The sequence below is a fragment of the Microvirga sp. 3-52 genome (assembly GCF_018383585.1).
In the GTDB taxonomy this organism is placed as follows: Bacteria; Pseudomonadota; Alphaproteobacteria; order Rhizobiales; family Beijerinckiaceae; genus Microvirga.
Genome location: NZ_JAHAMK010000001.1, coordinates 40,469 through 67,431, shown reverse-complemented (window position 1 = coordinate 67,431; position 26,963 = coordinate 40,469). Strand labels below are relative to the sequence as shown.

Annotated in this window: 24 protein-coding genes; 14 read left to right on the top strand and 10 right to left on the bottom strand. The window is 64.4% G+C overall.

Annotated elements, in window-relative coordinates; genetic code table 11:
• Positions 1-45 precede the first annotated feature (45 nt).
• The 3 genes from carA (at position 46) to KHP60_RS00365 (ending at position 2,382) form a co-directional block, all read left to right on the top strand.
• Entirely contained in the window at positions 46-1,251 is a 1,206-nt protein-coding gene (carA, locus tag KHP60_RS00375; RefSeq protein ID WP_213561557.1) for a glutamine-hydrolyzing carbamoyl-phosphate synthase small subunit, read from the top strand.
• Between the two features lie 127 nt (positions 1,252-1,378).
• Positions 1,379-1,753, top strand: coding sequence for a hypothetical protein (locus KHP60_RS00370; RefSeq protein WP_213561556.1), 375 nt, complete (start codon positions 1,379-1,381; stop codon positions 1,751-1,753).
• Between the two features lie 80 nt (positions 1,754-1,833).
• A complete protein-coding gene (locus KHP60_RS00365) occupies positions 1,834-2,382 on the top strand; it encodes a cupin domain-containing protein (protein WP_213561555.1) in 549 nt (182 codons plus the stop codon).
• 67 nt (positions 2,383-2,449) lie between these two features.
• Here KHP60_RS00365 and KHP60_RS00360 read toward each other — a convergent pair whose 3' ends face one another.
• Complete coding sequence (locus tag KHP60_RS00360) at positions 2,450-2,869, bottom strand: organic hydroperoxide resistance protein (RefSeq protein WP_213561554.1); 420 nt, start codon at positions 2,867-2,869, stop codon at positions 2,450-2,452.
• A gap of 152 nt (positions 2,870-3,021) precedes the next feature.
• Between KHP60_RS00360 and KHP60_RS00355 the strand changes: the two genes are divergently transcribed.
• Positions 3,022-3,483, top strand: a complete 462-nt coding sequence (locus tag KHP60_RS00355; RefSeq protein WP_213561553.1) for a MarR family winged helix-turn-helix transcriptional regulator — start codon at positions 3,022-3,024, stop codon at positions 3,481-3,483.
• A gap of 21 nt (positions 3,484-3,504) precedes the next feature.
• Positions 3,505-4,227: a class I SAM-dependent methyltransferase gene (locus tag KHP60_RS00350; protein WP_213561552.1), complete on the top strand. Its 723-nt coding sequence runs from the start codon at positions 3,505-3,507 to the stop codon at positions 4,225-4,227.
• Here KHP60_RS00350 and KHP60_RS00345 read toward each other — a convergent pair.
• From KHP60_RS00345 to KHP60_RS00335, 3 genes are all read right to left on the bottom strand, one after another.
• Positions 4,191-5,438 carry an MFS transporter gene (locus tag KHP60_RS00345; RefSeq protein WP_213561551.1) on the bottom strand — a complete coding sequence of 416 codons (1,248 nt, stop codon included), beginning with the start codon at positions 5,436-5,438 and terminating at the stop codon, positions 4,191-4,193. The genes KHP60_RS00350 and KHP60_RS00345 overlap by 37 nt on opposite strands.
• Before the next feature lie 177 nt (positions 5,439-5,615).
• Positions 5,616-6,011: a GtrA family protein gene (locus tag KHP60_RS00340; RefSeq protein WP_213561550.1), complete on the bottom strand. Its 396-nt coding sequence runs from the start codon at positions 6,009-6,011 to the stop codon at positions 5,616-5,618.
• 31 nt (positions 6,012-6,042) lie between these two features.
• Complete coding sequence (locus KHP60_RS00335; protein ID WP_249688377.1) at positions 6,043-6,828, bottom strand: SDR family oxidoreductase; 786 nt, start codon at positions 6,826-6,828, stop codon at positions 6,043-6,045.
• A gap of 206 nt (positions 6,829-7,034) precedes the next feature.
• Here KHP60_RS00335 and carB point away from each other — a divergent pair, with 206 nt between their 5' ends.
• The 3 genes from carB to KHP60_RS00320 all read left to right on the top strand — a co-directional run bounded on the left by carB (position 7,035) and on the right by KHP60_RS00320 (position 11,632).
• Entirely contained in the window at positions 7,035-10,505 is a 3,471-nt protein-coding gene (gene carB, locus KHP60_RS00330; RefSeq protein WP_213561548.1) for a carbamoyl-phosphate synthase large subunit, read from the top strand.
• Between the two features lie 106 nt (positions 10,506-10,611).
• A complete protein-coding gene (greA, locus tag KHP60_RS00325; RefSeq protein ID WP_213561547.1) occupies positions 10,612-11,088 on the top strand; it encodes a transcription elongation factor GreA in 477 nt (158 codons plus the stop codon).
• A gap of 34 nt (positions 11,089-11,122) precedes the next feature.
• Positions 11,123-11,632, top strand: coding sequence for a hypothetical protein (locus KHP60_RS00320; RefSeq protein ID WP_213561546.1), 510 nt, complete (start codon positions 11,123-11,125; stop codon positions 11,630-11,632).
• 51 nt (positions 11,633-11,683) lie between these two features.
• On the opposite strand, the gene KHP60_RS00315 is transcribed toward KHP60_RS00320, so the two are convergent.
• Positions 11,684-12,184, bottom strand: coding sequence for an Lrp/AsnC family transcriptional regulator (locus tag KHP60_RS00315; protein ID WP_249688376.1), 501 nt, complete (start codon positions 12,182-12,184; stop codon positions 11,684-11,686).
• A gap of 159 nt (positions 12,185-12,343) precedes the next feature.
• On the opposite strand from KHP60_RS00315, the gene KHP60_RS00310 reads away from it, so the two are divergent.
• The 3 genes from KHP60_RS00310 to KHP60_RS00300 all read left to right on the top strand — a co-directional run bounded on the left by KHP60_RS00310 (position 12,344) and on the right by KHP60_RS00300 (position 15,439).
• Positions 12,344-13,357, top strand: a complete 1,014-nt coding sequence (locus KHP60_RS00310; RefSeq protein WP_213561545.1) for a mitochondrial fission ELM1 family protein — start codon at positions 12,344-12,346, stop codon at positions 13,355-13,357.
• Positions 13,357-14,319 (top strand): thioredoxin-disulfide reductase, encoded by a 963-nt coding sequence (gene trxB, locus KHP60_RS00305; protein WP_213561544.1) that lies wholly within the window; start codon positions 13,357-13,359, stop codon positions 14,317-14,319. The genes KHP60_RS00310 and trxB overlap by 1 nt, the downstream gene beginning before the upstream one ends.
• Positions 14,320-14,548: 229 nt before the next feature.
• The gene (locus KHP60_RS00300; protein WP_213561543.1) at positions 14,549-15,439 is read left to right on the top strand and encodes a LysR family transcriptional regulator; all 891 of its coding nucleotides are present in this window, start codon (positions 14,549-14,551) and stop codon (positions 15,437-15,439) included.
• A gap of 335 nt (positions 15,440-15,774) precedes the next feature.
• On the opposite strand, the gene KHP60_RS00295 is transcribed toward KHP60_RS00300, so the two are convergent.
• The 3 genes from KHP60_RS00295 to KHP60_RS00285 all read right to left on the bottom strand — a co-directional run bounded on the left by KHP60_RS00295 (position 15,775) and on the right by KHP60_RS00285 (position 20,892).
• Positions 15,775-17,505 carry an AMP-binding protein gene (locus tag KHP60_RS00295; RefSeq protein WP_213561542.1) on the bottom strand — a complete coding sequence of 577 codons (1,731 nt, stop codon included), beginning with the start codon at positions 17,503-17,505 and terminating at the stop codon, positions 15,775-15,777.
• Positions 17,506-18,050: 545 nt separating this feature from the next.
• Positions 18,051-20,090, bottom strand: a complete 2,040-nt coding sequence (locus KHP60_RS00290) for an elongation factor G (RefSeq protein WP_213561541.1) — start codon at positions 20,088-20,090, stop codon at positions 18,051-18,053.
• 328 nt (positions 20,091-20,418) lie between these two features.
• A complete protein-coding gene (locus KHP60_RS00285) occupies positions 20,419-20,892 on the bottom strand; it encodes a DUF992 domain-containing protein (RefSeq protein WP_213561540.1) in 474 nt (157 codons plus the stop codon).
• 739 nt (positions 20,893-21,631) lie between these two features.
• On the opposite strand from KHP60_RS00285, the gene KHP60_RS00280 reads away from it, so the two are divergent.
• Positions 21,632-22,288: a PD40 domain-containing protein gene (locus tag KHP60_RS00280; RefSeq protein WP_213561539.1), complete on the top strand. Its 657-nt coding sequence runs from the start codon at positions 21,632-21,634 to the stop codon at positions 22,286-22,288.
• Entirely contained in the window at positions 22,288-24,129 is a 1,842-nt protein-coding gene (locus tag KHP60_RS25405) for a PD40 domain-containing protein (RefSeq protein ID WP_213561538.1), read from the top strand. Before KHP60_RS00280 ends, KHP60_RS25405 begins: the two co-directional genes overlap by 1 nt.
• Positions 24,130-24,340: 211 nt before the next feature.
• On the opposite strand, the gene KHP60_RS00270 is transcribed toward KHP60_RS25405, so the two are convergent.
• Positions 24,341-24,616 (bottom strand): hypothetical protein, encoded by a 276-nt coding sequence (locus tag KHP60_RS00270; protein ID WP_213561537.1) that lies wholly within the window; start codon positions 24,614-24,616, stop codon positions 24,341-24,343.
• Positions 24,616-25,818, bottom strand: a complete 1,203-nt coding sequence (locus KHP60_RS00265; RefSeq protein WP_213561536.1) for a pyridoxal phosphate-dependent aminotransferase — start codon at positions 25,816-25,818, stop codon at positions 24,616-24,618. Before KHP60_RS00265 ends, KHP60_RS00270 begins: the two co-directional genes overlap by 1 nt.
• A gap of 124 nt (positions 25,819-25,942) precedes the next feature.
• Here KHP60_RS00265 and KHP60_RS00260 point away from each other — a divergent pair, with 124 nt between their 5' ends.
• On the top strand, positions 25,943-26,923 hold the full coding sequence (locus KHP60_RS00260; RefSeq protein WP_213561535.1) for a tripartite tricarboxylate transporter substrate binding protein: 981 nt from the start codon (positions 25,943-25,945) through the stop codon (positions 26,921-26,923).
• Positions 26,924-26,963: the final 40 nt, after the last annotated feature.

Here is a 26,963-nt window from a genome sequence, read left to right as displayed (position 1 = left end):
CTCAAGCACGGCCTGTTGGCCCCGGACTTACAAGAGATCATGACGATGCTGCAAGACAAAGACACCACCGGGTCCTCCTCGGGTGGCTGGGCCGAGCCGCGCCCGACCGCGGTTCTCGTGCTCCAGGACGGAACGGTTCTCGAAGGCTTCGGCATCGGCGCCGCCGGCGAGGCGACCGGCGAGGTCTGCTTCAACACGGCGATGACCGGCTACCAGGAGATCCTGACCGACCCGTCCTATGCCGGCCAGATCATCACCTTCACCTTCCCGCATATCGGCAATGTGGGCACCAACGAGGAAGACACCGAGAGCGTCAACGCCGCCTCGTCCTCGGGCGTGCGCGGCGTCGTGCTGGCGGCGGCCATCACCGAGCCGTCCAACTGGCGCGCCTCCCGCGACCTCGACGCCTGGCTGAAGGCCCGCAGCATCGTCGGGCTCTCGGGCATCGACACCCGGGCGCTGACCGCGCTCATCCGCGACAAGGGCATGCCCAACGCGGTCATCGCCCACGATCCCGAGGGGCGGTTCGACATCGAGGCCCTGAAGGCCAAGGCCGCCGCCCTCCCCTCCATGGACGGACTGGACCTCGTGCCTCTGGTCACCAGCGCCCAGCGCTTCGACTGGGACGAGACCACCTGGACGCGCGGCGAAGGCTATGGCCACCAGGACAGTGCCCCGAGGCATCACGTGGTCGCCATCGATTACGGCGTGAAACGCAACATCCTGCGCCTGCTCGCCCGTGCCGGCTGCAAGGTCACGGTGGTGCCCGCGTCCGCCTCGGCCGAGGACGTGCTGGCGCTGAAGCCCGACGGCGTGTTCCTCTCCAACGGCCCCGGCGATCCGGCCGCAACCGGCGAGTACGCGGTGCCGGTGATCCGGAAGGTGCTCGAGGAGAAGATCCCGACCTTCGGCATCTGCCTCGGCCACCAGATGCTGAGCCTTGCCGTCGGCGCCAAGACCAGGAAGATGCACCAGGGCCATCACGGGGCGAACCATCCGGTGAAGGACAAGACCACCGGCAAGGTCGAGATCACCTCCATGAACCACGGCTTCGCGGTGGATCCGGAGACGCTGCCGCAGAACGCCGTGGAGACCCACGTGTCCCTGTTCGACGGCTCCAATTGCGGCATCTCGCTCACCGACCGCCCGGCCTTCTCGGTGCAGTACCACCCGGAAGCCTCCCCCGGCCCGCAGGACAGCCATTATCTGTTCGATCGCTTCGTTGAGCTGATGGATCAGAAGAAGGCCTGAGCCTGACGAACTTGTGAAGACTGGCGCCGCGACAAACGCGTCGGTTGCGCCAGCTGCCCAAATCACGGTAACCGATCATTAACCATAAAAATAAAATGATTCCGGGCCTTGATTTGGGGGTATTTCAATGGATTTCGATGATGATTCCGGCCAATTCAGCCGGCTGCACAACCTGTTCACCTTTCACCTCGGCGTCGCCGTCACCCTCGCGTGGCTGACGTCCCTCTATGCCTCGCTCTACGCTCCGTGGGTGCGCAACATCCGGCCGCTGATCGACCCGGCCAATGTGGGGCCGGTCGAGAGCACCTGGTCCTATCTCTTCATTTTCCCGGTGGTGCTCACGACGGCCTGGCTGATCTCGATCTTCGGCCAGAACCTCTTCGCCAAGTTCCGCGTCTTCAGGAATCAGATCATCGAGTTCGCCATCGCGGCAGCCGTGGCCTTCGGGATGTTCTACCTGTCCATCGACCGTGCCGTCGCGGCGATGCTCATCGGCATGTAGGGCCGGACAGGTTTTGCACGGCCTCGCTCGATCTTTCGCCTGCACCATGCGTTCCCTCCCGGATCTGAAGGGAGAGAATTATGGCTCAGGCGAAAGGATACGGCGATCCACGGGGCTATAACGCACCGCTCGGCACGGAGACCTACGTCTTCCGCAGCAACGGCATCGTCCCGAACTCGTCCCTGCCGCTGATCGTGCGACGCGGGGCGATTTCCCCCTCTGAAGACGATGCCGTCAGGAGCTTCAAGGCGACCTTCGCCAAGAACGGCTGGACGAATGCCTGGCTCGACGGCATCCACGACTACCACCATTACCATCCCAACACCCACGAGGTGCTCGGGATCGTGTCGGGCTCGGCCCAGATCCGCTTCGGCGGCGAGGACGGCGATCTCGTGGCCGTGAGCGCCCGCGACGTGGTGATCATCCCGGCCGGCGTCGCCCATGCCTGCATCAACGCGAGCGACGATTTCGCCGTGGTCGGCGCCTATCCGGGCGGGGCCGATTACGACACGGTCCGCGACGATCCCAAGGCCCTGGCCGCATCGCAGCAGCGCATTGCGCAAGTCCCCCTCCCGGATACCGACCCTGTGGACGGTGCCGACGGGCCGCTCATGAAGCTTTGGACCTGAATGCAGAAAAGCCTCCCGCCTTGCGAGGCGGGAGGCTTTTGCCCCTACGGTACGGGTGGGTCGGTCCTTAGACCGACAGCGTGACCTGCACGTTGCCGCGGATGGCGTGCGAATAGGGACAGACCACGTCGGCCCTATGCACCAGATCGATGGCCTGCTCCTGGCTTAGACCCGGCAGGTTGGCTTTCAACTCGACCACCAGACCGAAGCCTGCACCGTCATCGCGCTTGCCGATGCCAACCTTGGCCTCGACATGGGCATCGGCCGGAAGCGCGATCTTGTCCTGCGACGCGACGAACTTCAGTGCGCCCAGGAAGCAGGCTGAGTAGCCGGCTGCGAAAAGCTGCTCCGGATTGGTCCCCTCACCGCCCGCACCACCGAGCTCCTTCGGTGTGGAGAGACGAACCTCCAACTTTCCATCGTTGGAGGCGGCAACGCCTTCGCGTCCGCCGCGAGCTGAAGCATGGGCTGTGTAGAGAGGGGTCATCGGAAAGCTCCTTGAAGTGTCAGGCCGGAAAGTCTGACTGGTCAATCGCATGCTTACAATTCAATTGTGCGCCATGCATTTATAGGTATAGGTCAGAATTCCATTGTGTGCAATCTATTTCTTTCATAGGCTGGTTGCGAATGGAGGTGACGATGACGAAGAAGTCAGAGACTTTGGCGCTCACTAACCAGTTGTGCTTCGCCTTCTATTCCGTTTCCCATGCCTTCAGCCGGGCCTATCGTCAGTTTCTGGACCCTCTCGGCCTGACCTATCCGCAATATGTGGTCCTGCTGGTCCTCTGGGAGCAGGATGATCTCACCGTGAAGGAGATCGGAGACCGGCTGTTTCTCGATTCCGGCACCCTGACGCCGCTGCTGAAGCGCCTTGAGAACGCGGGCCATATCCGCCGCACGCGCGACAAGAGGGACGAGCGGCAGGTCAGGATTTCACTCACCGAGGCCGGTCGAGCCCTGCGGGAGAAGGCGGAGGAGATTCCGACGCATGTCGGTTGCGTCCTGGGTCTCTCGTTCGACGAGGCCCGGGCTCTTGTCCAGGAGGTTGCGAAACTCCGCAGCAGGCTCCATGACTCGGCTGCGCTCTCGGCAAAATCCTGAATTCAGGGAGATATCTTTTTGATGAATTGGCGCGACTACTGGAACCAGGACACGCCGATCTATGCGAGCGAGCGGCACAAGCTGCTGCACTATCGCCTGCTCGCCAACGACATTATCGGCCTCGTCCCCTCCCCTGGGGCAATCGTCTTGGATTACGGCTGCGGCGAGGCACTTCTCGCCGACAGGATCGCCGCCAAATGTGGCCGCCTCTACTTGAGCGATGCAGCTCCGCTCGTGCGAGAGCGCTTGAATGAACGGTTTCGCGACGACGAGCGGATCACGGTTCTCTCGACCGACGACGTCGCCGGCATTGCGGAGGCATCGCTTGATCTCATCGTGGTGAATTCGCTCATCCAGTATCTCTCCCTCGACGAGTTCCGTGCGCTCTTGAAGCTCATGCACGAGAAGCTGAAAGCCGACGGCACGCTGGTCCTGGGCGATATCATCCCGCCGGATATCAGCCCGTTCACCGACGCGAAGGCACTGCTCAGCTTTGCCTGGCAGGGCGGCTTTCTGCGCTCGGCCGTCAGCGGTCTCGCCCGCACGGCCTTCTCGGAGTATCGCAGGATCCGCGAGGAGGTCGGCCTGGCACAGTACAGCACCGAGGAGATCGTTGACCTTCTCGAGGACGCCAGCTTCGTACCCGAGCGCGCCGAGCGGAACCTCGGGCACAATCAGGCCCGTATAACTTATCTGGCGCGGCCCGCTCACGCTCGCGATACGGAAGACCTCTCGGAGCGCTGATCGCTCGCGAGCGACAGGCCGAAAACCACGAGGCCCGCGACGGCCAGAGCCGCCCCGACCCAACCGGTCGAGGCAAAGCCGTAACCTGCGGCAATCGCAAGACCGCCGAGCCAGGCGCCGAGCGCATTGGCGACATTGAAGGCCGAATGGTTGAGGGCGGCCGCCAGCGTCTGCGCATCGGCAGCCACGTCCATCAGGCGGGTCTGGAGCGCAGGCCCGATGGCGACGCTGCATCCCACCAGAAAGACGCAGGCGGAGAGCAGGTAGGGGTTCTCGGCCGTCAGCCAGAGCACCGTCATGACCACGGCGCTGGAGGCGAGCACGCCACCGATGGTGGCCATCAGGTTCCGGTCGGCGAACCAGGCACCGACGAGGTTGCCGACGATCATGCCGGAGCCGAACAGGGCCATCATCACCGGAACGGCGCTATCCGGCATTCCGGCCACTTCCGTTGCGGTCGAGGCGATATAGGAGAAGACGGAGAACAGGCCGCCGAAGCCCACGGCGCCGATGCCGAGGGTGAACCAGACCTGCTTGCGCCTGAAGGCCCCGAGTTCCCGCATCGGGCTCGCACCCTCCTGGACCTTGTCCTTCGGCAGGAAGAGCCAGATCAGCACCACGGTCAGGGCTCCCATGAAACCGACGGCCCCAAAGGCGATCCGCCAGCTCAGGATCTGGCCGAACAAGGTCGCTATCGGCGTGCCCAGCAGGGTCGCGACCGTCAGGCCCAGCATGACGCGGGCCACGGCCTGGGTGCGCTTGTTCGGAGGAACCAGGGAGGCTGCCACGAGAGCCGCGACACCGAAATAGGCGCCGTGCGGCAGACCGGTGAGAAAGCGCAGGAGCACGAAGGATTCGAAGGTCGGCGTGACGGCGCTGACCGCATTGCCGACCGCGAAGACAGCCATCAGGAGAAGGAGAAGGGTCTGGCGCGCGAGCTTCGCCGCCAGGACCGCGATGATCGGCGCACCGACCACCACCCCAAGCGCATAGGCGCTGATCGCGTATCCGGCCTCAGGAGTCGTAACGTTGAATTCCTGCGCGACGTTGGGAAGCAGCCCCATGATCGCGAACTCGCCCGTTCCGATGCCGAAGCTGCCGACCGCAAGGGCCAATTCGATCAGAGCAACGGCCAATCGGGACTGCGGAACGGCGGGCGCCCTGTCCTCGGCGGCAAGACAGGCTTCCTCGGCAACGGCCATATCGGACATAGAGCCCCCAAGCTTCTCATGCAGTGTATAAGGTGGATGAAGCGGTAGAGCGGTTTGAGCAGCTCCTGCGACATTCATATTGCACTGCAAAAAGATTCGCGGGACCGGGCAGAACGCAAGCCAGGGCTGCGCTGGAAGACTGGAACTTGCCGGATCTGCCTCCTGCCTGCCGAGACTTTATGCAAATGTCCAAGTTTTATGCGCCATGAAGCTCCACAGCATCACGACGCCGGTGGTGATGATCTGTGCCGGAAGATACGGGCCGCCGAGCCAGACGGTGAAGGCGTGCATGAGGAACCAGGTCACGAGAAAGCCCACGAAGGCCACGAGTGCGAAACGCCATGTAGCCTCCCGGTGGGGCCGGTCGCTCTCATAAGTATGCTTGCGGTTGAGCATGTAGGACACGAGCCCACCCGCCACATAGCCCGCGAGCGTCGCCGGAACCGGATGCATGCCTCCGCCCTCGACGAGAGCAATGAGAAGCCCGTAATGAGCCACGGCAGCCGCAAGGCCGACCCCGAAGAAGGCGGTGAATTGACGGGTGAGACGATGAAGGGGGCGGGATGCGGTCACGTCCTTTCGATAACGGCTTCCCGCCGGCCCGTCACCTCATTCCCTGAAGAAGCCCTGCAATCCTGCGCGACAGAAAGCGCGGCGAGAACTTCGCCCCAATGGCTCCGACACGGTTCCTGGCGCCTGGGATGACGATGGCCCGCCCGGCCTCATAGCCCTCGACCCCTGCTCGGGCGACTTCCGCGGAGGACATGACACCTGAACTGAACAGACGCGAATCCTTCAAGCCTGCGGTCTGCGAAAACTCGCTTTCGGTCGGTCCCGGGCAGAGGGCCGTGACCGTCACTCCGTGCGGCTTGGCTTCGTCATGCAGCCCCTCCGACAGGGATAGGACGAAGGCCTTCGTCGCGTAGTAAACCGCCATGTACGGCCCGGCCTGGAAGGCAGCGACGGAGGCCACATTCAGGATCCCCCCGCGCTTCCGCTCGATCATGCCAGGCAGCATCAGCCGGCAGAGCGAAGTGAGTGCCGTCACGTTGAGATCGATCATGGCGAGTTGCTTCTCGTGCGGAAGGGAGGCGAAATACCCTCTCAGCCCGAACCCGGCATTGTTGACCAGGGTATGGACCGCGATCCCCCGCTCCTGGAGCATTTCGTGGAGATCCCGTGGGGCCTCCCTGTCCTCGAGGTCGATCGCCATGACCTCGACCGGCACACCATGGGTCCGGCCAAGTTCTGCACCCAGGGCCTCGAGCCTCTCGTGCCGCCGGGCGGTCAGGACCAGCGGGTAACCTCTGCCGGCGAAGACGCGGGCCAGCTCCGCACCGATTCCGCTGGATGCTCCCGTGATCAACGTCCAGCGCGGCTCTTCGGTCATGGCCATCTTTTCCCAATTCTCTTTCGCCGCCATACGCGGCGGATCGTGCCGCATGGGCATTGCCTGTCTAAATCATGGCTCAGGCCTTTGAATTTGCACAAGGTCCGTGTAAGAGCCTCTCTCAACCTACAATCCGATCACATCCCGGCTGCGCTTGAAGCGCCGTAGCTCTACGGCCGCGCGGCTGGACACGCCTGGGTGGCCCAATGCCGAAGCGGACAGACATCTCCTCCATTCTCATCGTCGGCGCCGGTCCGATCATCATCGGCCAGGCCGTGGAGTTCGATTATTCGGGCACCCAGGCCGTGAAGGCCCTGAAGGAGGAAGGCTACCGCATCATCCTGGTGAATTCGAATCCAGCGACGATCATGACCGACCCTGATCTCGCGCACGCCACCTACGTGGAGCCGATCACCCCCGAGATCGTCGCCAAGATCATCGAGAAGGAGCGGCCCGACGCGATCCTGCCTACCATGGGCGGCCAGACGGCGCTCAACTGCGCCCTGTCGCTCAAAAAGATGGGCGTGCTCGACAAGTTCAACGTGGAAATGATCGGCGCGACGGCGGAAGCCATCGACAAGGCGGAGGACCGGCAGCTCTTCCGCGAGGCCATGACCAAGATCGGCCTCGACACCCCGAAATCGCGCCTCGCCAACGCCTCGGCTCTCAAGAAGGCGGACCGGGACGCCTATCTCGCCGAGCTCGCGCGCCTCGAGGCCCTCGACATGCATCCGGGCGACAAGAAGCGCGTGATTTCGAGCTACAAGCTGAAATGGGACGCCGGCGAGAACGACCGCCGCAAGCGCTACCAGGAGCACGCCATGGGCGAGGCCCTGATCGCGCTCTCGGAAGTCGGCCTGCCCGCCATCATCCGCCCCTCCTTCACCATGGGCGGTACCGGCGGCGGCATCGCCTATAACCGGGAAGAATTCCTCGACATCGTGGAGCGGGGCCTGGACGCCTCCCCCACCAACGAGGTGCTGATCGAGGAGAGCGTGCTCGGCTGGAAGGAGTACGAGATGGAGGTCGTCCGCGACAAAGCGGACAACTGCATCATCATCTGCTCCATCGAGAACTTCGATCCGATGGGCGTGCACACGGGCGATTCCATCACCGTCGCCCCGGCCCTCACGCTCACCGACAAGGAATACCAGATCATGCGCGACGCCTCCCTGGCGGTCCTGCGCGAGATCGGCGTCGAGACCGGTGGCTCGAACGTTCAATTTGCGATCGACCCTTCAAGCGGGCGCATGATCGTGATCGAGATGAACCCGCGCGTGTCGCGCTCCTCGGCGCTCGCCTCCAAGGCCACAGGCTTCCCGATCGCCAAGGTCGCGGCGAAACTCGCCGTCGGCTACACCCTGGACGAGATCGCCAACGACATCACCGGCGGCGCGACCCCGGCCTCCTTCGAGCCGACCATCGACTACGTGGTCACCAAGATCCCGCGCTTCGCCTTCGAGAAGTTCCCCGGCGCGGAGCCGACCCTGACCACGGCCATGAAGTCCGTGGGCGAGGCGATGGCCATCGGCCGCTCCTTCCCGGAATCGCTCCAGAAGGCGCTCCGCTCGCTCGAAACCGGCCTCACCGGCCTCGACGAGATCGAAATCGAGGGCATGGGCAAGGGCGACGACCGCAACGCCATCAAGGCGGCTCTCGGCACGCCCACCCCGGACCGGATCCTCAAGGTGGCGCAGGCGCTTCGCCTGGGCATCAGCCACGATGAGGTCTACGAGAGCTGCAAGATCGACCGCTGGTTCCTGGAACAGCTTCAGGACATCGTCGACCTGGAAGCCAAGGTGAAGGCCCATGGTCTGCCGCAGACACCGGGCGCCTTCCGTCATCTCAAGGCCATGGGATTCTCGGATGCACGCCTTGCCGTGCTCACTCACAAGACCGAGGCCGAAGTGCGCGAGGCGCGCCGCGCGCTTTCCGTGCGCCCGGTCTTCAAGCGCATCGACACCTGCGCGGCGGAGTTCGCCTCCCCGACCGCCTATATGTACTCGACCTATACCGCGCCCTTCGCCGGCAAGCCTGCCGACGAGGCCAACCCTTCGGACGCGCAGAAGGTCATCATCCTCGGCGGCGGTCCGAACCGGATCGGCCAGGGCATCGAGTTCGATTACTGCTGCTGTCATGCCTGCTTCGCGCTCAAGGACGCGGGCTATGAGACCATCATGATCAATTGCAACCCGGAGACGGTCTCGACCGACTACGACACCTCCGACCGGCTCTATTTCGAGCCGCTGACGCAGGAAGACGTGCTGGAGATCATCGAGACCGAGCGCTCAAAGGGCACGCTCCACGGGGTGATCGTCCAGTTCGGCGGCCAGACTCCGCTGAAGCTCGCCCGCGCCCTGGAAGAGGCCGATGTGCGCATCCTCGGCACCTCGCCGGATGCCATCGACCTCGCCGAGGACCGGGACCGGTTCAAGCGCCTTCTCGACAAGCTGCATCTGAAGCAGCCGAAGAACGGTATCGCCTATTCTGTGGAGCAGGCCCGTCTGATCGCCGCCGATCTCGGCCTGCCCTTCGTGGTGCGCCCAAGCTACGTACTCGGCGGCCGGGCCATGGCGATCATCCGCGACGAGACCCAGTTCGAAGACTACCTGCTCGGCACCCTGCCGAGCCTGATCCCGTCCGACGTGAAGGCCCGGTACCCGAACGACAAGACCGGCCAGATCAACACGGTGCTGGGCAAGAACCCCCTGCTCTTCGACCGCTACCTCTCGGATGCGATCGAGGTCGACGTGGACTGCCTCTGCGACGGCCGGGACACCTTCATCGCCGGCATCATGGAGCATATCGAGGAGGCAGGCATCCACTCGGGCGATTCCGCCTGCTCGCTCCCGCCCCGGTCGCTCTCACCTGAGATCATCGCCGAGCTGGAGCGCCAGACGAAGGCCCTGGCCCTGGCCCTGGATGTGGGCGGCCTGATGAACGTGCAATACGCCATCAAGGACGGCACGATCTACGTGCTCGAGGTGAACCCCCGCGCCTCGCGCACGGTGCCCTTCGTGGCCAAGGTGATCGGCGAGCCCATTGCCAAGATCGCAGCCCGGATCATGGCGGGCGAAGAGCTGGCAAAGTTCGGGCTCACCCCGAAGGAGCTGCCGCATATCGGCGTGAAGGAGGCCGTCTTCCCCTTCGCCCGCTTCCCAGGCGTGGATGTGCTGCTCGGACCGGAAATGCGCTCGACGGGCGAGGTGATCGGCCTCGACCGCAGCTTCGGCGTGGCCTTCGCCAAGAGCCAGCTCGGCGCCGGCAGCCAGGTTCCCAGGACCGGCACGCTCTTCGTCTCGGTCCGCGACTCGGACAAGGTCCGCATCCTGCCCACCGTCCGGATGCTCGAGGAAATCGGCTTCCGGATCATGGCGACCGCCGGAACCCAGAAATTTCTTGAGGAAAACGGCGTCAAGGCGACGCGGATCAACAAGGTGCTGGAAGGCCGCCCGCACGTGGTGGACGCCATCAAGAACGGTGATATCCAGCTCGTCTACAATACCACCGAAGGGGCTGGCGCCCTCTCGGATTCCCGGTCTTTAAGACAAGCTGCCCTCTTGCATAAGATACCTTACTACACCACTCTTGCAGGAGCGATTGCCGCGGCCGAGGGCATCAAGGCGTACCTCAGCGGCGATCTCGAAGTCCGGGCGCTTCAGGACTACTTTGCCTGAGGCATCCGGCCTCACATTGGAACTGCGAAGCTTCTGGTAAGTTTTCGTTGACATGCGAGGGCGCTGGCGACAGCGGCCTCGTACCTCTTTTTGGACGAGACAAACTATGGACAAGGTCCCTCTGACGATCAAGGGTTTTGCGGCGCTCGAGGAAGAACTCAAGCACCGGCAGCAGGTTGAACGCCCCCGGATCATCCAGGCGATCGCGGAAGCCCGCGCGCTTGGCGACCTGTCGGAAAATGCCGAATATCATGCCGCCAAGGAAGCCCAATCCCTCAACGAGGGCCGGATCCTCGAGCTCGAAAGCCTGATCTCCCGCGCCGAAGTCATTGATATCGCAAAGCTCTCCGGCGACCGGATCAAGTTCGGCGCGACGGTGAAACTCGTCGACGAGGACACCGAGGAAGAGAAAACCTACCAGATCGTCGGTGAACCCGAGGCCGACGTGCGCTCGGGCCGGGTCTCTGTCGCGTCTCCCATCGCCCGCGCGCTGATGGGCAAGACCATCGGCGATACGGTGGAGGTCTCGACCCCCGGCGGCGGCAAGTCCTATGAGGTCGTCGGCGTCCAGTTCGGCGCCTGATCAACGGAAGGGGGCAGCAATGATGAGAAATCCCATGACGTCCCCTCAATCCCGTCGGACCATTCTAAAAGCTCTCGCCTGTGTCAGCCTCGCCGGCGCAGGCTTTGCCGTGCCTGCCGGCGCCCAGAGCTTCCCGCAGGCCTTCTCGTCCTTCTCGGTCGATGTGAGCGTCCTCAAGGCCAAGGGGCTCGGTCCATTTGCCGACCTCGTCGGCGCGGCCGCGCTCGATGAGCTGCAGCGCTCCTTCGCCGATCGGGTCGATCCTCGTGGGCCGCGTCTTGTGCTGCGACTGACGGGAGTCTTTCTCACGTCTTCCCCTGACAACAGCAGCGGATACCGAGATCGAGGCGGTGGCGGCGGAAACAGCGGGCACGATGCCGTCGAGGGCGAAGCCCTGGCCGTGGGACGCAGGGGCGAAGTCCTGGCGAGCCATCCAATGCTGGCCGTGCGCGACGTGAACACCAGCATCCTGACTCCGGACGAGCAGGGACGTGCCGTGCAAGTGGCGCAGCATTACGTCCGCTGGCTCAGGCGACAGATCTGATCCTCAAGGGATGTCATTTCGGACGGGAGCGCCGCGGCCCGCGGTGAAGTATCAGCCCTCGACTTCCGCTACGTCCTCGATCGGCACCAGCGGCTCGTCCTTGATGAGATCAAGGGTGAGCGCCGTGCGGACGTTGCGCACGTTCGGCAGAGAGGTGAGCTCGGAAACGAGACCCTGGAAGGACGCGAGGTTCGGGGCCACGCATTTCATGATGAAGTCGATATCGCCCGAAAGGGTCCAGCACTCGCGGATCATGGACCAATCCTTCACCCGCTGCTCGAACTCCTGCAGATCCTTTTTGCCCTGGACATCGAGCTGCACCATGGCGAAGCAGACGATTTCGAAACCGAGATTCTTCGGATCCAGGATCGCCCGATAGGCCTTGATGATCCCGGCGCTTTCCAGCGCCCTCACCCGGCGCAGGCACGGCGGCGCCGACAGGCCCACCCGGCGGGCAAGCTCCACATTGGTGATGCTGCCGTCGGCTTGCAGTTCTTTCAGAATGGCCCAGTCGATGGAATCGAGGCGTCCGCGCACGGTAACTCCGCTCATGCATGGTCAGACAACGGGCGCCCGCCGGTCGTCCTGATCATGCGGCATCAGGTCAAAAAATCTCGTCTTGGGTGAGTAGACCGTGTAGAGGGTCTACACAAGAAGGACAGGCGATTAAGTCGCAACGAACTTCATGAACTCCACAGGCTCGTTGATCGAATGTTGCGCAAGGATACCGGCCTTATCACCTGGGTGCTGACCGATGGCAAGGCCGGGGATGAGCTGCAGGCCCTGAGCGTGGCGGAGGCGCTCGGCGTCGATCCGGAGATCCGCCGGATCAAGCCGAGGCCGCCCTTCAGCTGGTTCATGCCCTGGGGCCCTATCGATCCGCACGAGCGGCCGGGAACTCCGGGCAGTCCCCTTGCCCCGCCTTTTCCCGACCTTGCCGTCGCTTCGGGCCGCCGGGCCGTGGCCTACCTCCGCCATGTGAAGAGGGCCAGCGGCGGGCGCGCCTATACGGTGTTTCTCAAGGATCCCCGTACCGGACCGGAGACTGCCGACTTCATCTGGTCCCCAAGCTACGATCGCCTGCGGGGGCCGAATGTCCTCAACACGCTGACCCCGCCCCACCGGGTCTCGGCCAGGCGCATCGAGGAGGCGCGGACCCAGCCCGATCCTCGCCTCGCCCACCTTCCCGGGCCCCGCGTCGCCGTGCTGGCCGGGGGCGACAGCCGCCACCACCGTTTTTCGGACGAAGACATCGCCGGCTTCGTCCGGCACCTCACCGCCGTGGCTGTGACCGGAGCCGGTCTGATGGTCACGGTCTCGCGCCGCACGCCTCCGGCCCTGCGGGAAGCTCTGGTGGCCGTGATCGCCGAGCATGGCGGCTTCTTCTGGGACGGCACGGGCGAGAACCCCTATGTGGACTTTCTGGCCCTGGCTGACTTCGTGATTGCAACGGCGGATTCCTTCAACATGATCGGCGAGGCAGCCGTGACCGGCCGGCCGATCCTGGTCTTCGAGCCCTCGGGGGGACATCCGAAACTGGATGTTTACATGAAGGCCCTTAAAGCCCATGGAGTTGTGCATCCCTTCGAGGGTCGTCTTGAAGGACGGCCCTATCAGCCACTAAATTCAACACCCAAGGTCGCGGAGGCCATAGCCGAGGGCTTCAGCCGTCACCGCCGCGCTCTCGGCCTGCCGGACATCGCCTTACCACTGGAGACCCTTTGATGGCCCACTCACACGCCAAGCTCATCATCATCGGCTCGGGGCCGGCGGGCTACACTGCAGCGATCTATGCGGCTCGCGCTCTGCTCGAACCGGTGATGATCTCCGGTTTCCAGCCTGGCGGGCAGCTCATGATCACCACGGACGTGGAAAACTATCCGGGCTTTGCCGACGTGATCCAGGGCCCCTGGCTCATGGAGCAGATGCGGATGCAGGCCGAGCATGTGGGCACCCACATGATTTCCGACCACATCACCAAGGTGGACCTGAAGCAGCGCCCCTTCCGCCTGGAGGGGGATTCCGGAGAAAACTATACCTGTGATGCGCTGATCGTCGCCACCGGCGCCCAGGCGAAGTGGCTGGGCCTGCCGTCCGAGGGCCAGTTCCAGGGCTTCGGTGTCTCGGCCTGTGCGACCTGCGACGGCTTCTTCTATCGCGGCAAGGAAGTCGTGGTGGTGGGCGGCGGCAATACCGCCGTCGAGGAGGCGCTGTATCTAGCAAACCTCGCCTCCAAGGTCACGCTGGTTCATCGCCGGGATTCCCTGCGCGCCGAGCGCATCCTGCAGGATAGGCTGTTCAAGCATCCCAAGGTCGACGTGATCTGGAACTCGGCCGTCGAGGAGATCTGCGGCAGCGAGAACCCCTCCTCCGTCACCCATGTACGGCTGAAGAACATCGTCTCGGGCGATACGTCGGACTTCAAGACCGACGGGGTCTTCATCGCCATCGGCCACAAGCCCTCGACGGAACTCTTCACCGGTCAGCTCGACATGAAGTCCGGCGGCTATCTGCTCACGAAGCCCGGCTCAACCGAGACCAACGTTCCAGGCGTCTTCGCAGCCGGCGACGTGACGGACGACATCTACCGGCAGGCCGTCACGTCGGCAGGCATGGGTTGCATGGCGGCTCTGGATGCGGAGCGCTATCTGGCGGCTCTGGAAGCCAGCCAGGAAGCCGCCGAATAAAGTTTATTAACAACTGGTTAGGTCTCGGGCCGATTTCCTGTTGCGTCGGACCCTCGGCTCATAAGAGATAAGGGTTGCCTTGCGTCAGGAGCATGCTAGAGCCTCGGACCCAAAAGTGGACCCCATTTTTGGGATCAATTCCGATGCTCCTTCTCTTGGCCGGCGCATCGTTCGAGCGGGAAACCGGATCCACTTTTCCGCACGATGCGCTAGGCATGAGGGAAACGCCGTGGACTGGGATAAAATCCGGATTTTCTATACGGTCGCCGAAGCGGGTAGCTTCACGCGGGCCGGGGACGATCTGGGCTTGAGCCAGTCCGCCGTCAGCCGCCAGATCAGCGCTCTCGAGCGCGAATTGAAGGCTCCCCTCTTCCACCGGCATGCCCGAGGCCTGATCCTCACCGAGCAGGGCGACCTGCTGTTCCGGGCCGCCCGCGACATGCGCATGCGGCTGGAAACCACCAAAGCGCGGCTGGTCGAGACAAGCGAGCGGCCCTCAGGCGAGCTGAAGGTCACGACAACCGTCGGCCTCGGCTCGATCTGGCTCGCTCAGCGCATCGCCGAGTTCCTGGATCTGTATCCGGACGTGCGGGTCGAACTGATCCTGTCCAACGAGGAACTGGACCTGGCCATGCGGGAGGCCGACGTGGCCATCCGCCTGCGCCGCCCCGCCCAGCCGGACCTGATTCAGCGTCGCCTCTTCACCGTGCATTTTCACGTCTATGCCTCGGCGGATTATCTGAAGCGGTTCGGCGAACCCAAGACCCTGGAGGATCTGGACGAGCACCGGATCGTCTCCTTCGGTGGCGACCAGCCGTCCTATCTCATGGCTGTGCATTGGCTTTCGACGGCCGGACGCGAGGGAAGCGAGCCGCGCCAGTACCATTATGTCGTCAACAACATCACGGCGCTGAAACTGGCAGTCGAGACGGGAGCAGGCATTGCCGTGCTGCCGGATTATGCGGTGGTCGGCAATCCCGACCTGATTCAGATCCTGCGCGACGTGGAAATGCCGTCTCTCGACAGTTATCTCGTCTATGCCGAGGAAATGCGCTCCGTCGCCCGCGTCCAGGCTTTCCGGGACTTCCTCATCTCCAAGGCCCAGCGCTGGACCTTCTAGAAGGTCACAGGGCGAAAAAGCCGGAACAGCTTGTCACGAGCAGGATCCTTCCGGTTCGTGGGCACGCGTTCGAATCTCCTCCCACGCTCGATTGCACCTGAGAATTTGTCCCTGCGATGGCAAGAGCCATGCGTTCGGCGCAGCCCTTTTATGAGGCATGCTGCATTGCAAATAAGCGCCATGCGGCCGATATCACCAGTGGCTGATTTCAACGCGGCAACGCTTTTCTTCCTCCCGGCGATGCCGTGTCGGCCGTTCCCTCTGGAAGGTTTTGACTTTTGTCGGACCTCTACTTTAGCCGGGCTTCGCGCCCGGCTTTTTTCTTTTCAGGGCCTCTAACGAGGCTGCCCCTTCTCCACCTCTTCCTTGAGCGCGCGGCGCAAAACCTTGCCCACATTGGTCTTCGGCAGGGTCTCCCTGAACTCGATCCGGCGCGGCACCTTGTAGCCGGTCAGGTTCTCCCTGCAGAACTGGCGCAGTTCCTCAATGGTGAGCGCCTTATCCTTCCGGACCACATAGGCGACCACCACCTCCCCCGAATGCTCGTCCGGTAGGCCGATGACAGCGGCTTCCATCACACCTGGATGCTTGACGATCACGTCTTCCACTTCGTTCGGGTAGACGTTGAAGCCGGAGACGAGAACCATGTCCTTCATCCGGTCCACGATCTTGACCTGACCGTCGGGCAGGATCACCGCAACGTCGCCGGTGCGGAACCAGCCGTCCGCCGTCATCACCTTCGCGGTCTCGTCGGGCCGCCGCCAGTAGCCGGCCATGACCTGCGGTCCCTTCACGCAGAGCTCTCCCCGCTCGCCGGGAGGCAGGACCGTGCCGTCGCCGGCGCGCACGGAGACGTCCGTCGAGGGCAGCGGATAGCCGATGGTGCCGGTGAACTCCTCGATGTCGAGCCGGTTGGCGCAGACCACGGGGGACGTCTCGGACAGGCCGTAGCCCTCGACGATGGGCTGCCCGGTCACTTCCTTCCATTTTTTCGCCACGGCCTCCTGGGTCGCCATGCCGCCTGACACGGCGAAGACCATCTGCGAGAAATCGACCTTCTCGATGCCGGGAGCGTTGGCCAGCGCGTTGTAGAGCGTGTTGAGGCCGGACATCAGCGTGATCCGGCTCTTCTGCAGCGTCTTGACGAAGCCCGGGATGTCCCGCGGATTGGCGATGAGGAGCTGACACCCGCCGATCCTCGTCATCAGCATGGCGCAGACGGTGAGAGCGAAGATGTGATAGAGCGGCAGGGCCGTGACCATCACATGGTCCTCGCGATCCCCGAAGAACGGCAGCATCCAGGCCTCGCACTGGAGCACGTTGGCCACCACGTTGCGGTGGAGCAGGGTCGCGCCCTTGGCGACGCCCGTCGTGCCGCCCGTATATTGCAGGAACGCGATATCGTCGGGCGAGATGGCCATCGCCTGCGGCTTGCGCGTGGCGCCCTCGGACATGACGGCCTTGAAGGCAACCGCCCGCGGCAGGCTGAAGGGCTTGACCGCCTTCTTCACGTGGCGCGAGACCAGATTGACGACGGCTCCCCTGAGGCCGAGGAGATCGCCGGGCGTGACGAGAACCACGCGGTCCAATGTGAGATCCGGCAGGGATTCCTGGACCGTCGCGGCGAAGTTTTCGAGCACGAACAGGAAGCGGGCGCCGGAATCCTGGAGCTGGTAGGTGAGCTCCCGCGGGGTGTAGAGCGGGTTGACGTTGACCACCGTCCCGCCGGCCAGAAGCACCCCGAACAGGATGGCCGGGAAGGCCATCACGTTCGGGAGCATGATCGCCACCCGATCGCCCTTCTTCAGCCCCTGCCCCTGAAGCCATGAGGCCACCGCATCGGCCTCGCGGCCCAGGACGGCATAGGTCATCCGCTTGCCGAAGCTCTCGACGGCGGGCCGGTTCGGATAATCTGCGACGGCCTTGCGGAAGATGTCGTTGAGGGTGCCGGCACTGGCCTCGTCGATCGTCCTGGGAACCTGAGCGGGGTAGGACCTGAGCCAAGGGCGGTCTGCAGTAGGATCCGAACTGTCTGCCGTGGCAGGCGCCGGGGTCGTGGCGTTCATCATTGTCTCCGCTTCGCGGCCATTATGCTTCATGGGAGATGGCGTCCCCATAAGAGCATAACTTGGCGCGGGCGAGCGCGTTTGTCGATGGAAATAGTTTAGGTCTGAACGATCGTCCGATCATTTCTCAAGATCTGGCTCAGCAATGCCTGGCGTCGGATGAGCCGCGGCCTTCCACTCCTCCCTCCACGTCGTCACCTCCTCCAACGTCATCACCGGCTTTGTGCCGGTGATCCCGATCGGAAAGACACAGCGCCTCTCACCATCGGGATGGCCGGGTCAAGCCCGGCCATGACGGGAGAGGGTGTGACGAAGGCCAGTGCAGGGCGAAGGCAAGTGTGACCCAGGACAGTGGCATGCTCCACCGCGTCATCATCGTTCCCGCCCGGTCATCACCGGCCCTAGCACCCTCCGGCGTCACCACCACCTCCACGTCATCACCGGGTTCGTCCCGGTGATCCCGATTCGGTGAGGCGCGACGCTTCGAACGATCGGGATGGCCGGGACAGGCCCGGCCATTAAGGGGCGGGCGTCCTCCCCGGGCCCTAGTGAGCCTTCTGCAGGACCATCTCGGCCGGGCGGCCGCTCAGCTCCGCCATGTGGTCGAAACGGGTCGAGAAGGTCCCGACGCCGGCCGTCGCCGATCGCAGTTCGACGATGAGGTCTCCGATCTCCGATTCCGGAATGGTGGCGCTGAGAACCTGCCAGCCGCTCCAGCCGGGCCGTTCGTCATAGCCCAGGATCTGCCCGCGCCGTCCGGTGACGAGGGCGGTCGCCTTGGACAGGGCTTCGGACGGGATCGTGATCTCGACCGACAGCACCGGCTCCAGCAGGACGGGCTTCGCTTTGGGAAGCGCCTCGGCCAGGGCGAGCCTGGCGGCGGCCTGGAAGGCGGCATCCGAGGAATCCACCGTGTGGTAGGAGCCGTCGGTCAGCGCCACCGCGAGATCGACGACCGGGAAGCCGAGGGGCCCGCATTTGAGCGCATCCCGGACGCCGGTCTCGACGGACGGGATGTACTGGCGCGGCACCACGCCGCCGGTGATGTGGTCCTGGAACGCGAATCCCTCCCCGCGCGGCAGCGGCTTGATCTCGATCATCACGTCGCCGAACTGCCCATGGCCGCCGGTCTGCTTGCGGTGCCGCCCACGGGCCGAGGCGGGCAGCTTGATCGTCTCGCAATAGGCCACCTTGGGCTTGGCCGTCTCGACGCCGACCTGGAAGCGGGAGGCGAGCTTCTCCACGGCCACCCGCAGATGCATCTCGCCCTGGCCATGGAGCCGGATCTCGCCCATCTCGGGCCGGGTCTCCACCGCGAGGGACGGGTCCTCCTCGGTGATCTTGGCGAGAGCGCTCGAGAGGCGCACGTCGTCCTTGCGGTCCTTCACCTTGAGCGCCATCACGTAGACCGGCTCGGGCGGCGTCGGCGACACGATGGCCTCGGGCCTGGCCTTGCCGGCCGCGAAGGCATCTCCCGTCGCAATCCCCTCCAGCCGGCCGAAGCCGACCGTATCGCCGGCCATCACCTCCGCCTTGCGGTTCATGGTGCTGCCAACGAGCGCGGCGAGGCTGCCGATCCGGGCCTCCGCTCCGCGCGAGCCGACCACCGTGTCGCCTTCATGGAACGTGCCGCGCATGACGCGGGCGACGGTGAGCTTGCCGCCCTGGCCCATGTGCAGGGTCTTCATGGCCTGGGCCAGCGGCGCGCCTTCCTCGGCAATGCCGAGACGGGCGCGCGTGTTGGCCAGACCCGGCGCCTCGTGGCGCAGCGCCTTGAGAAGCCGCGTGATGCCGTTGCCGCGCTCGGCCGAGCCGATGAGGGCCGGCACCACATGCCGCTCCCTCAGCTCCTTCGAGAGATCGTCGAAGATCTGGTCGCGGGGCGGCTCGATCTCCGAGATCAGCTCCTCCATGAGCGAGTCGTCGTAATCCGCCAGGCGCTCGAGCATGGCGAAGCGCGCTTCCTTCTCCCGCGGCAACTCGCCCTCGGGCAGGTCGACGATCTCGCTCGGCGCATGCTCGCGATAGATGAAGGCGCGCTCCAGGGCGAGATCGATGAAGCCGACCGCGATGCCGTCCTTCCAGAGCGGAATCTGGCGCAGGAGCAGCGGCGTGCGCGAAGCCTGCTGCAGCAGCGCCAGCGTCTCGCGAACGCGCTGACTGGCGGTGTCGATCTTGTTGATGAAGAGGAAGCGCGGAATGTCGGCCTCCTCCAGGTCACGGAGGATGATCTCGAGGGCCGGGATCTTGCGCTCGTCCGCCTCGCAGACGACGATCGCCGCGTCGCAGACCGGCGTGACGTTGCGCATCTCGTGCAGGAATTCCGTCGAGCCGGGGCAGTCCACGAAGGTCATGCTCTCGCCGAGGAACTCGACCGTCGCCACGTTGGGCTCGATGCTCATGGCGTGGGCGCGGGCTTCCGCGCTCGCATCGCCGACGCTGTCCCCATTGGACACGCGACCTGCCCGCGAGATCGCTCCGGTGCGCTCCAGGATTGCTTCGAGGAGCGTGGTCTTGCCGCTCTGAAACGGGCCGACGATTGCGATGCATCGCGGGCCCGACCCTAGTCTGCCGTTGGGTGCCATAGGACGTCATCCTCCCTGCCCCCATTTTCCAGTGCGCTCTTCACGGACGCGTTATCGCAAATGCTCTGCCTCTGATGGTGAGTTGGCAAGGGGTCTTTTGCGCGTGCCTGCACGAGCAGGAATGGCCGCGCTTGCGCTTGGCTGTGCTGCACGACCGCGAAGGGTACACTCGACGTCATCACCGGCCTTGTGCCGGTGATCCCGATCCGAAAAGCACTGCGCTTCACAGGATCGGGATGGCCGGGACAAGCCCGGCCATGACGGCCGAAATGTGTCCACAGACGGCCGGTCATGACGTGGAGACTAGGGTGAAACCTACAGCCCCTCTTTACCGCGCCCGGCGCAGTTCGAAGTCGGCGACGCCGAGGGCGAAGTTCAGCCCGGTCTGACCGCCCACGGAGACGGGCTGGAGCGAGATGCTCCGGTTCGAGCCGCCGACCAGGACGTTGGCCCCGACACCGGCCCCGGCCGTCGCCTCGGCGCCGCCGCCCACATAGCTGCCGGCGAGGGAGCCGGGCGCCACGCTGCCCCTGGAAAACACCGCCCAGGTCAGGATGCCCCCGCGGGTCGCCCCGATATCGAGCCCGAACCGGCGGATCGAGCCCACATAGCGCTCGTTCGGGCCGCGCCTGGGATTGAACGTGCACAGGGTGGTCTTCTGCGACGTGACGATGAGACCGATCCCGCCCGACACGCTGCAGGACAGGACGCCGACCCGCCCCCGGTTCTGAGCCTGGGCCTCGGTGGCACCGAGGGAAGCGAGCAGGGAAAAGGCGGCAACGGCGAGAGCGGCGCGACGCATGGGGATCTCCTGGGCGTGGTCAAGCTTAGCGATCAACGGCGCAGCGGCGGGGCCGTTCCATACGGGGACAGGGTTCCTGAATCAGGGAAGCGGCATCCTGACTATCCGACCGTCATCCGGCTCTGCCCCTCGGCCTGTCCCGCACCGGCCTTCGTCCTGCACCCGCCTTGGTCACACCCGCCTTGGTCGACCGTCCTTGGTCACACCCTCTGCCGTCATGGCCGGGCTTGACCCGGCCATCCCGACCCGGTGGAACGCGGCGCCTTTCCGATCGGGATCACCGGCACAAGGCCGGTGATGAGGTCGGAGGTCTGGGCACGTCGCTTCAATCCATCGGGATCACTGGCTCTGCCCCTCCCCTGTCACGGTCGTCCCCCGTCATGGCCGGGCTTGTCCCGGCCATCCCGACCCTGTGAGGCACAGCGCTTCTCTTCATCGGGATCACCGGGACAAGCCCGGTGATGACGGGAGAGTGTGTGGGCGCCACGCCTTCAAAGGCTTTCGCTGACGCTTCTACCCTGCCCCTCCTCACAAGGAGGGACGCAGGCGCAATGCTTCGACGCGCAAGGCTTCTCACGAGAGGAGATTGATGTGCCAGTCTCCGACACCCGCCCGGCACGCCATGACACACGCGAACCCCTCTGTTCAGAGAGTAGCCCAAGGGAAGATCTGCCTGTTAAGCAACAACATTCGCGCGCGGCTGGGGGGCTGCGTGTTTTTATCGATTGTGAGGCCGACCATGTTCCTGTCTGTGCTGTCCGTCTTCAAGCCGACGAGCGCCGATATCCAGACCCGGATCTCGACCGCGGTCGATCGCACGGAGGGGCTGGGTGAAAGCCGCAACGCTCAGTTCAGCCCGGATGGGCGCTTCGTGGTGTTCGAAAGCAAAAGTGACTTGGTTGCCGGTGACGTCGACTATGTAGACGACATCTACCTCAAGGACCTGACCACTGGCGCCATCACGCACCTCTCCGGCGGATTGAACGGTGAGGAAGCCAACGGCCGCAGCCTTAACGCTCAGTTTAGCCCGGACGGGCGCTATGTGGTGTTCAGCAGCGCCGCCAACAATCTGGTTATCGGCAACACCAACGGCAAAGAAGACATCTTCCGCAAGGATCTGACTGACGGGACCATCACCCGGCTCTCCGTCGCCGCAAATAAAACACAGGCAAACGGCGACAGCTACGAAGCTTGTTTCAGTCCGGATGGGCGCTTCGTGGTGTTCATCAGCCACGCCTTCAACCTGGTTGCCGGCAATCCCAGTTTAAGCCAAATCTACCTCAAGGACCTGTCCGACGGGACCATCATCCGGCTTTCCGCCTCAGCCCCCCAAACGAAACACAGGCAAACGGCTATGGCTCAGACATCTGTTTCAGTCCGGACGGGCGCTTCGTGATGTTCACCAACAGCGCCACCAACCTGGTTGCCGGCGACACCGACAATTTATACGACGTCTTCCTCAAGGAGCTGAGCACCGGCGCCGTTACACTCCTCTCCACCAGGGCAGACGGAACAAAGGGAAACGGCAGCAGCTATGCCGCTCAGTTCAGTTCCGACGGGCTCTTCGTGATGTTCGAAAGCAACGCCAACAACCTGGTCGCCGGCGACGACAACGGTGAAATCGACGTCTTCCTCAAGGAGTTGAGCAGCGGAGCCATCACACGACTCTCCACCGCAGCCAACGGAGATCAGGGAAACGACGGCAGCTATGATGCCCGGTTCAGCCAGGACGGGCGCTATGTGATTTTCACGAGCGATGCCTCCAACCTAGTCGCGAACGATCCCGACAATCACAAAGCCGACATCTTCCTCAAGGACCTGAGCACCGGCACGATTACCCTCATCTCCAGCGCAGCCAGCGGAGCCGAGACAGACTTCGACAGCGATACGCCGCAGCTCAGCCCGGACGGGCGCTATGCGATGTTCGAAAGCGACGCCACCAACCTGGTTGCCGGCGACACCAACAATCAACGCGACCTCTTCCTCGTCAACCTGTTCTACAAGGCCAATGCGGCCGCGATCGTCGAGGGTCGCTTCATCGAGACGACGCTTGGCGTCGGCAACGCGTCGAGCGTCAGCGTCGCCTGGGGCGACGGCACCAGCACCACCCAGGCGCCCGTCGCCGGAAAGGTGAGCCTGCATCACGCCTATGCCAGCGCGGGCGCCAAGGCCGCCATCGTCACCCTGGTCGAAGGCGCGCTGACCTGGAACGTGGCGCACAATGTCGATCTCGGCAGCGGCACGATGGTGCGCAACACAGGCATCGCCGACACGCTGACGGGCAGCGCGGGCAGCGACATTCTTACGGGCGATGCCTTCGCCAACATCCTCAACGGCGCCGGCGGCAACGATCGTCTGGACGGCGGGACCGGCGCGGACGTGCTGAATGGCGGCGCCGGCGACGACACCTACGTCACCGACGGGGCCGACACCATCGTCGAGGCCCTCGGCGGCGGCACGGACACGATCATCACCGGCCTCAGCTTCTCGCTCGCCTCGCTGAGCGTGGTGGAAAACCTGACGGCCGCAGACGGCGCTGCCGGCGTGATGCTCACGGGCAACGCGCTCGCCAACACGCTGATGGGAAATGCCGGAGCCAACAGGCTGGACGGCGGCGGCGGTGCCGACGTGATGAACGGCGGCATCGGCAACGACATCTATGTCACCGACGGCGCGGACACGATCGTCGAAGCCTTCGGCGGCGGCATCGACACTGTTTTCGCAAGCGGCAGCTTCTCGCTGGCAGCCGCCGCCCAGGTGGAGAACCTCACGGCGGCGGACGGCACCGCGCGCCTGACGCTCACCGGCAACGGACTTGCCAACATTCTCACCGGCAATGCCGGCATCAACAAGCTCTCGGGCGGAGCCGGCAACGACCGGCTCGTCGGCGGGCACGGCCAGGACAGCCTCACCGGCGGCTCGGGAAAGGACGTGTTCGTCTTCGACGACCGGGATACAAGTGCGTCGAAGAGCAAGGCCGATTACATCCTCGACTTCTCGCGCCGGCAGAGCGACCGGATCGACCTGAAGGCCATCGATGCCAACACGCGCAAGCGCGGCGATCAGAAGTTTTCGTTCATCGGCGAGAAGAGCTTCAGCAAGGCGGGCGAAGTGCGCTTCGAGAAGACGAAGAGCGCCACTTACGTGTACCTCAACACCGACAACGACCGGTCCGCCGAGGCGGTGATCAAGATCAAGGGCGCCCTCGACCTGCAGAAGGGCTGGTTCGTGCTGTAAGAAATCGGCCGGGAACGAGTTCGTCCCAGCTCACACCCTCCCGTCATGGCCGGCCTTGTGCCGGCCATCCCGATCCTGTGACGCGCGGTGCTTTTCCTCATGGGGATCACCGGCACAAGGCCGGTGATGACGGTGGAGTTGAACTGACGGTCGGTCCTTCACGAGCAAGGGACCGCAATCCTTCCCCTCTCCCGTCCTGGAGAGAAGCCGGTCACCCGTCCTGATGCTCGCCGCGCCGGACGATGCGCATGGCCGTGATAGTCACGGGGCCGGCGCGCAGGAGGTTCATGGCCGAGACGATCATCTCGGCCAGACGTTCCGGGCTGACATGGTCGCCCGCGATGTCGAGGAGGAAGTCCTTCGCCTCCACGTAGCCGCCATTGGTGAAGTCGACGCGGGCGTCGAACTTCACGCGGTGCGTGGAGGCGGGATCGGCCCGGTAGGGCTCTGCCGCAGGATCCGGATGGAAGGTCCGCGGCAGATTCATCAGCGCAAGCTTCCGCAGAAGCGCTGGATGCGGTTGCAGGCGTCTTCCAGCGCCGCGTTGGACGTGGCGTAGGAGATGCGGAAGTTCGGGCCGAGGCCGAAGGACGAGCCGTGCACGGCGGCGACGCCTTCCGCTTCCAGCAGCTCGGACACGAAGTCCTCGTCGGTCGCCAGCACCTTGCCCGAGGGAGCCGTCTTGCCGATGGCCTCCGCGCAGGACGGATAGACGTAGAACGCGCCTTCCGGCATCGGGCACTTCAGGTACTTCGACTGGTTGAGCATCGAGACCACGAGATCGCGGCGCTCCTCGAAAGCCTTCTTGAAGACCTTCAGGTGATCCTGCGGACCGTCGAGGGCCTCGACGGCGGCCCATTGCGAGATCGCGCTCGTGCCCGATGTCTGCTGGCCCTGCACGAAGTCCATGGCCTTGATGAGATGCTCGGGCCCACCCGCGTAGCCGATGCGCCAGCCGGTCATGGCATAGGCCTTCGACACGCCGTTCATGGTGAGCGTGCGCTCGTAGAGGTTCGGCTCAACCTGCGCCGGCGTCACGAATTCGAAATCGCCGTAGGTCAGGTGCTCGTACATGTCGTCGGTGAGCACCCACACGTGCGGATGGCGCATCAGCACGTCGGTGATGGCCTTCATCTCGGCGCGGGAATAAGCGGCGCCCGTCGGGTTCGACGGCGAGTTGAGGATGATCCACTTGGTCTTCGGCGTGATGGCGCGCTCGAGCGGCTCCGGCTGGAGCTTGAAGTCGTGCTCCATGGTGCAGTCGACGAACACGGGCTTGCCGCCGCACAGCACCACCATCTCGGGGTAGGAGACCCAGTACGGCGCCGGGATGATGACCTCGTCGCCCGGGTTGAGCGTCGCGAGCAGCGCGTTGTAGATCACGTGCTTGCCGCCGGTGGACACGATGGTCTGCGAGGGCTTGTAGTCGAGGCCGTTCTCGCGCTTGAACTTGCGGGCGATGGCCTCGCGCAGGGGCACGATGCCGGAGACCGGCGTGTACTTGGTCTCACCGCGGCGGATCGCGGCGATGGCCGCTTCCTTGATGTTGTCGGGCGTGTCGAAATCCGGCTCGCCGACGGACAAGCTGATCACGTCCCGCCCTTGGGCTTTCAGATCCCGCGCTTTCTGCGTGATGACGATGGTTGCAGACGGCTTGATGCGGGAAAGGGCGTCAGACAAAAAGCCCATGGGAATCCTCCGATCGGGGCGTTAAGAAGGGATCGTGACGGCGGCGGACCCTAATGCGGCCAAGCCGCCCAAGCAAGCAAAACAGCCCCTCCAGAACGGGGTTTTTCAGGAGACGCCTTTTCCGATGACCACATCCGTCACCCGCCGCCTCGCGCTCGGCCTCGTCGCCGGCGCGGCCCTCTTCGCCACCGCAGCCTCCGCCCAGGACTTCCCGAACCGCGTCATCAAGATGGTGGTCCCCTACCCGGCCGGCGGGCCGACCGACGTGATCGCCCGCATCGTCGCGGAGGAGATGGGCAAGTCCCTCGGCCAGAACGTGATCGTCGAGAACCTGGGCGGCGCCTCCGGCGCGGTCGGCACCCGGACCGTCGCCAAGGCGGAGCCCGACGGCTACACCATCGTGTTCGGCAACAACCAGACCCACGGGAACAACATGTTCCTGCTCAAGGAGCCGGGCTACGACGCGGTGAAGGACTTCGCGCCGCTCGCGGGAGCCGGCGCCTTCGAGCACGTGTTCGTGGTCAAGAACGACCTGCCCGCCAAGACGATCCCCGAACTCATCGAGATCGCCAGGAAGGACCCCGGCAAGCTGAATTACGGCTCGACGGGCGTCGGCTCGGGCTCCCATCTGGCGACCGAGCTGTTCATGGCCCGCACGGGCATCAAGATGACCCATGTGCCGTTCCGGGGCGCCGCTCCCCTGGTGACGGAGATCATGGGAGGCCGCATCGACGTGTCGAACTCGACCCTGCCGAGCGTGCTCAGCCAGTTCCAGGCCGGCCAGATGCGCGCCATCGGCATCGCGAGCCCGCAGCGCAACCCGCAGGCTCCGGACGTGCCGACCCTGCGCGAGCAGGGCGTCACCAATGCGGACGCGGAATCCTGGGCCGCCTTCTTCGCGCCGGCGAATGTGCCCAAGCCCGTCCTCGACAAGCTGTCGGGCACGATCATCGCGATCCTGAACCGGCCCGACGTGAAGGAGCGCATCACCAAGATCGGCTTCACCCTGAACGTGCGCGCCCCCGAGACGTTCAAGCCCTATCTCGCCAAGGAGATCCAGACCTGGGCCGAGATCATCAAGGCGGCCGGCATCAAGGCCGAGTAGTTTTGCCGAGTAGTTTTACCTCACCACACCGTCATGGCCG

Bases quoted from the DNA above. Each gene is read 5' to 3' on its own strand.
- carA (WP_213561557.1), top strand. From the start codon at position 46: ATGCTGCAAGACAAAGACACCACCGGGTCCTCCTCGGGTGGCTGGGCC.
- KHP60_RS00370 (WP_213561556.1), top strand. From the start codon at position 1,379: ATGGATTTCGATGATGATTCCGGCCAATTCAGCCGGCTGCACAACCTG.
- KHP60_RS00365 (WP_213561555.1), top strand. From the start codon at position 1,834: ATGGCTCAGGCGAAAGGATACGGCGATCCACGGGGCTATAACGCACCG.
- KHP60_RS00360 (WP_213561554.1), bottom strand. From the start codon at position 2,869: ATGACCCCTCTCTACACAGCCCATGCTTCAGCTCGCGGCGGACGCGAA.
- KHP60_RS00355 (WP_213561553.1), top strand. From the start codon at position 3,022: ATGACGAAGAAGTCAGAGACTTTGGCGCTCACTAACCAGTTGTGCTTC.
- KHP60_RS00350 (WP_213561552.1), top strand. From the start codon at position 3,505: ATGAATTGGCGCGACTACTGGAACCAGGACACGCCGATCTATGCGAGC.
- KHP60_RS00345 (WP_213561551.1), bottom strand. From the start codon at position 5,438: ATGTCCGATATGGCCGTTGCCGAGGAAGCCTGTCTTGCCGCCGAGGAC.
- KHP60_RS00335 (WP_249688377.1), bottom strand. From the start codon at position 6,828: ATGACCGAAGAGCCGCGCTGGACGTTGATCACGGGAGCATCCAGCGGA.
- carB (WP_213561548.1), top strand. From the start codon at position 7,035: ATGCCGAAGCGGACAGACATCTCCTCCATTCTCATCGTCGGCGCCGGT.
- greA (WP_213561547.1), top strand. From the start codon at position 10,612: ATGGACAAGGTCCCTCTGACGATCAAGGGTTTTGCGGCGCTCGAGGAA.
- KHP60_RS00320 (WP_213561546.1), top strand. From the start codon at position 11,123: ATGACGTCCCCTCAATCCCGTCGGACCATTCTAAAAGCTCTCGCCTGT.
- KHP60_RS00315 (WP_249688376.1), bottom strand. From the start codon at position 12,184: ATGAGCGGAGTTACCGTGCGCGGACGCCTCGATTCCATCGACTGGGCC.
- KHP60_RS00310 (WP_213561545.1), top strand. From the start codon at position 12,344: ATGTTGCGCAAGGATACCGGCCTTATCACCTGGGTGCTGACCGATGGC.
- trxB (WP_213561544.1), top strand. From the start codon at position 13,357: ATGGCCCACTCACACGCCAAGCTCATCATCATCGGCTCGGGGCCGGCG.
- KHP60_RS00295 (WP_213561542.1), bottom strand. From the start codon at position 17,505: ATGAACGCCACGACCCCGGCGCCTGCCACGGCAGACAGTTCGGATCCT.
- KHP60_RS00290 (WP_213561541.1), bottom strand. From the start codon at position 20,090: ATGGCACCCAACGGCAGACTAGGGTCGGGCCCGCGATGCATCGCAATC.
- KHP60_RS00285 (WP_213561540.1), bottom strand. From the start codon at position 20,892: ATGCGTCGCGCCGCTCTCGCCGTTGCCGCCTTTTCCCTGCTCGCTTCC.
- KHP60_RS00280 (WP_213561539.1), top strand. From the start codon at position 21,632: ATGTTCCTGTCTGTGCTGTCCGTCTTCAAGCCGACGAGCGCCGATATC.
- KHP60_RS25405 (WP_213561538.1), top strand. From the start codon at position 22,288: ATGTTCACCAACAGCGCCACCAACCTGGTTGCCGGCGACACCGACAAT.
- KHP60_RS00270 (WP_213561537.1), bottom strand. From the start codon at position 24,616: ATGAATCTGCCGCGGACCTTCCATCCGGATCCTGCGGCAGAGCCCTAC.
- KHP60_RS00265 (WP_213561536.1), bottom strand. From the start codon at position 25,818: ATGGGCTTTTTGTCTGACGCCCTTTCCCGCATCAAGCCGTCTGCAACC.
- KHP60_RS00260 (WP_213561535.1), top strand. From the start codon at position 25,943: ATGACCACATCCGTCACCCGCCGCCTCGCGCTCGGCCTCGTCGCCGGC.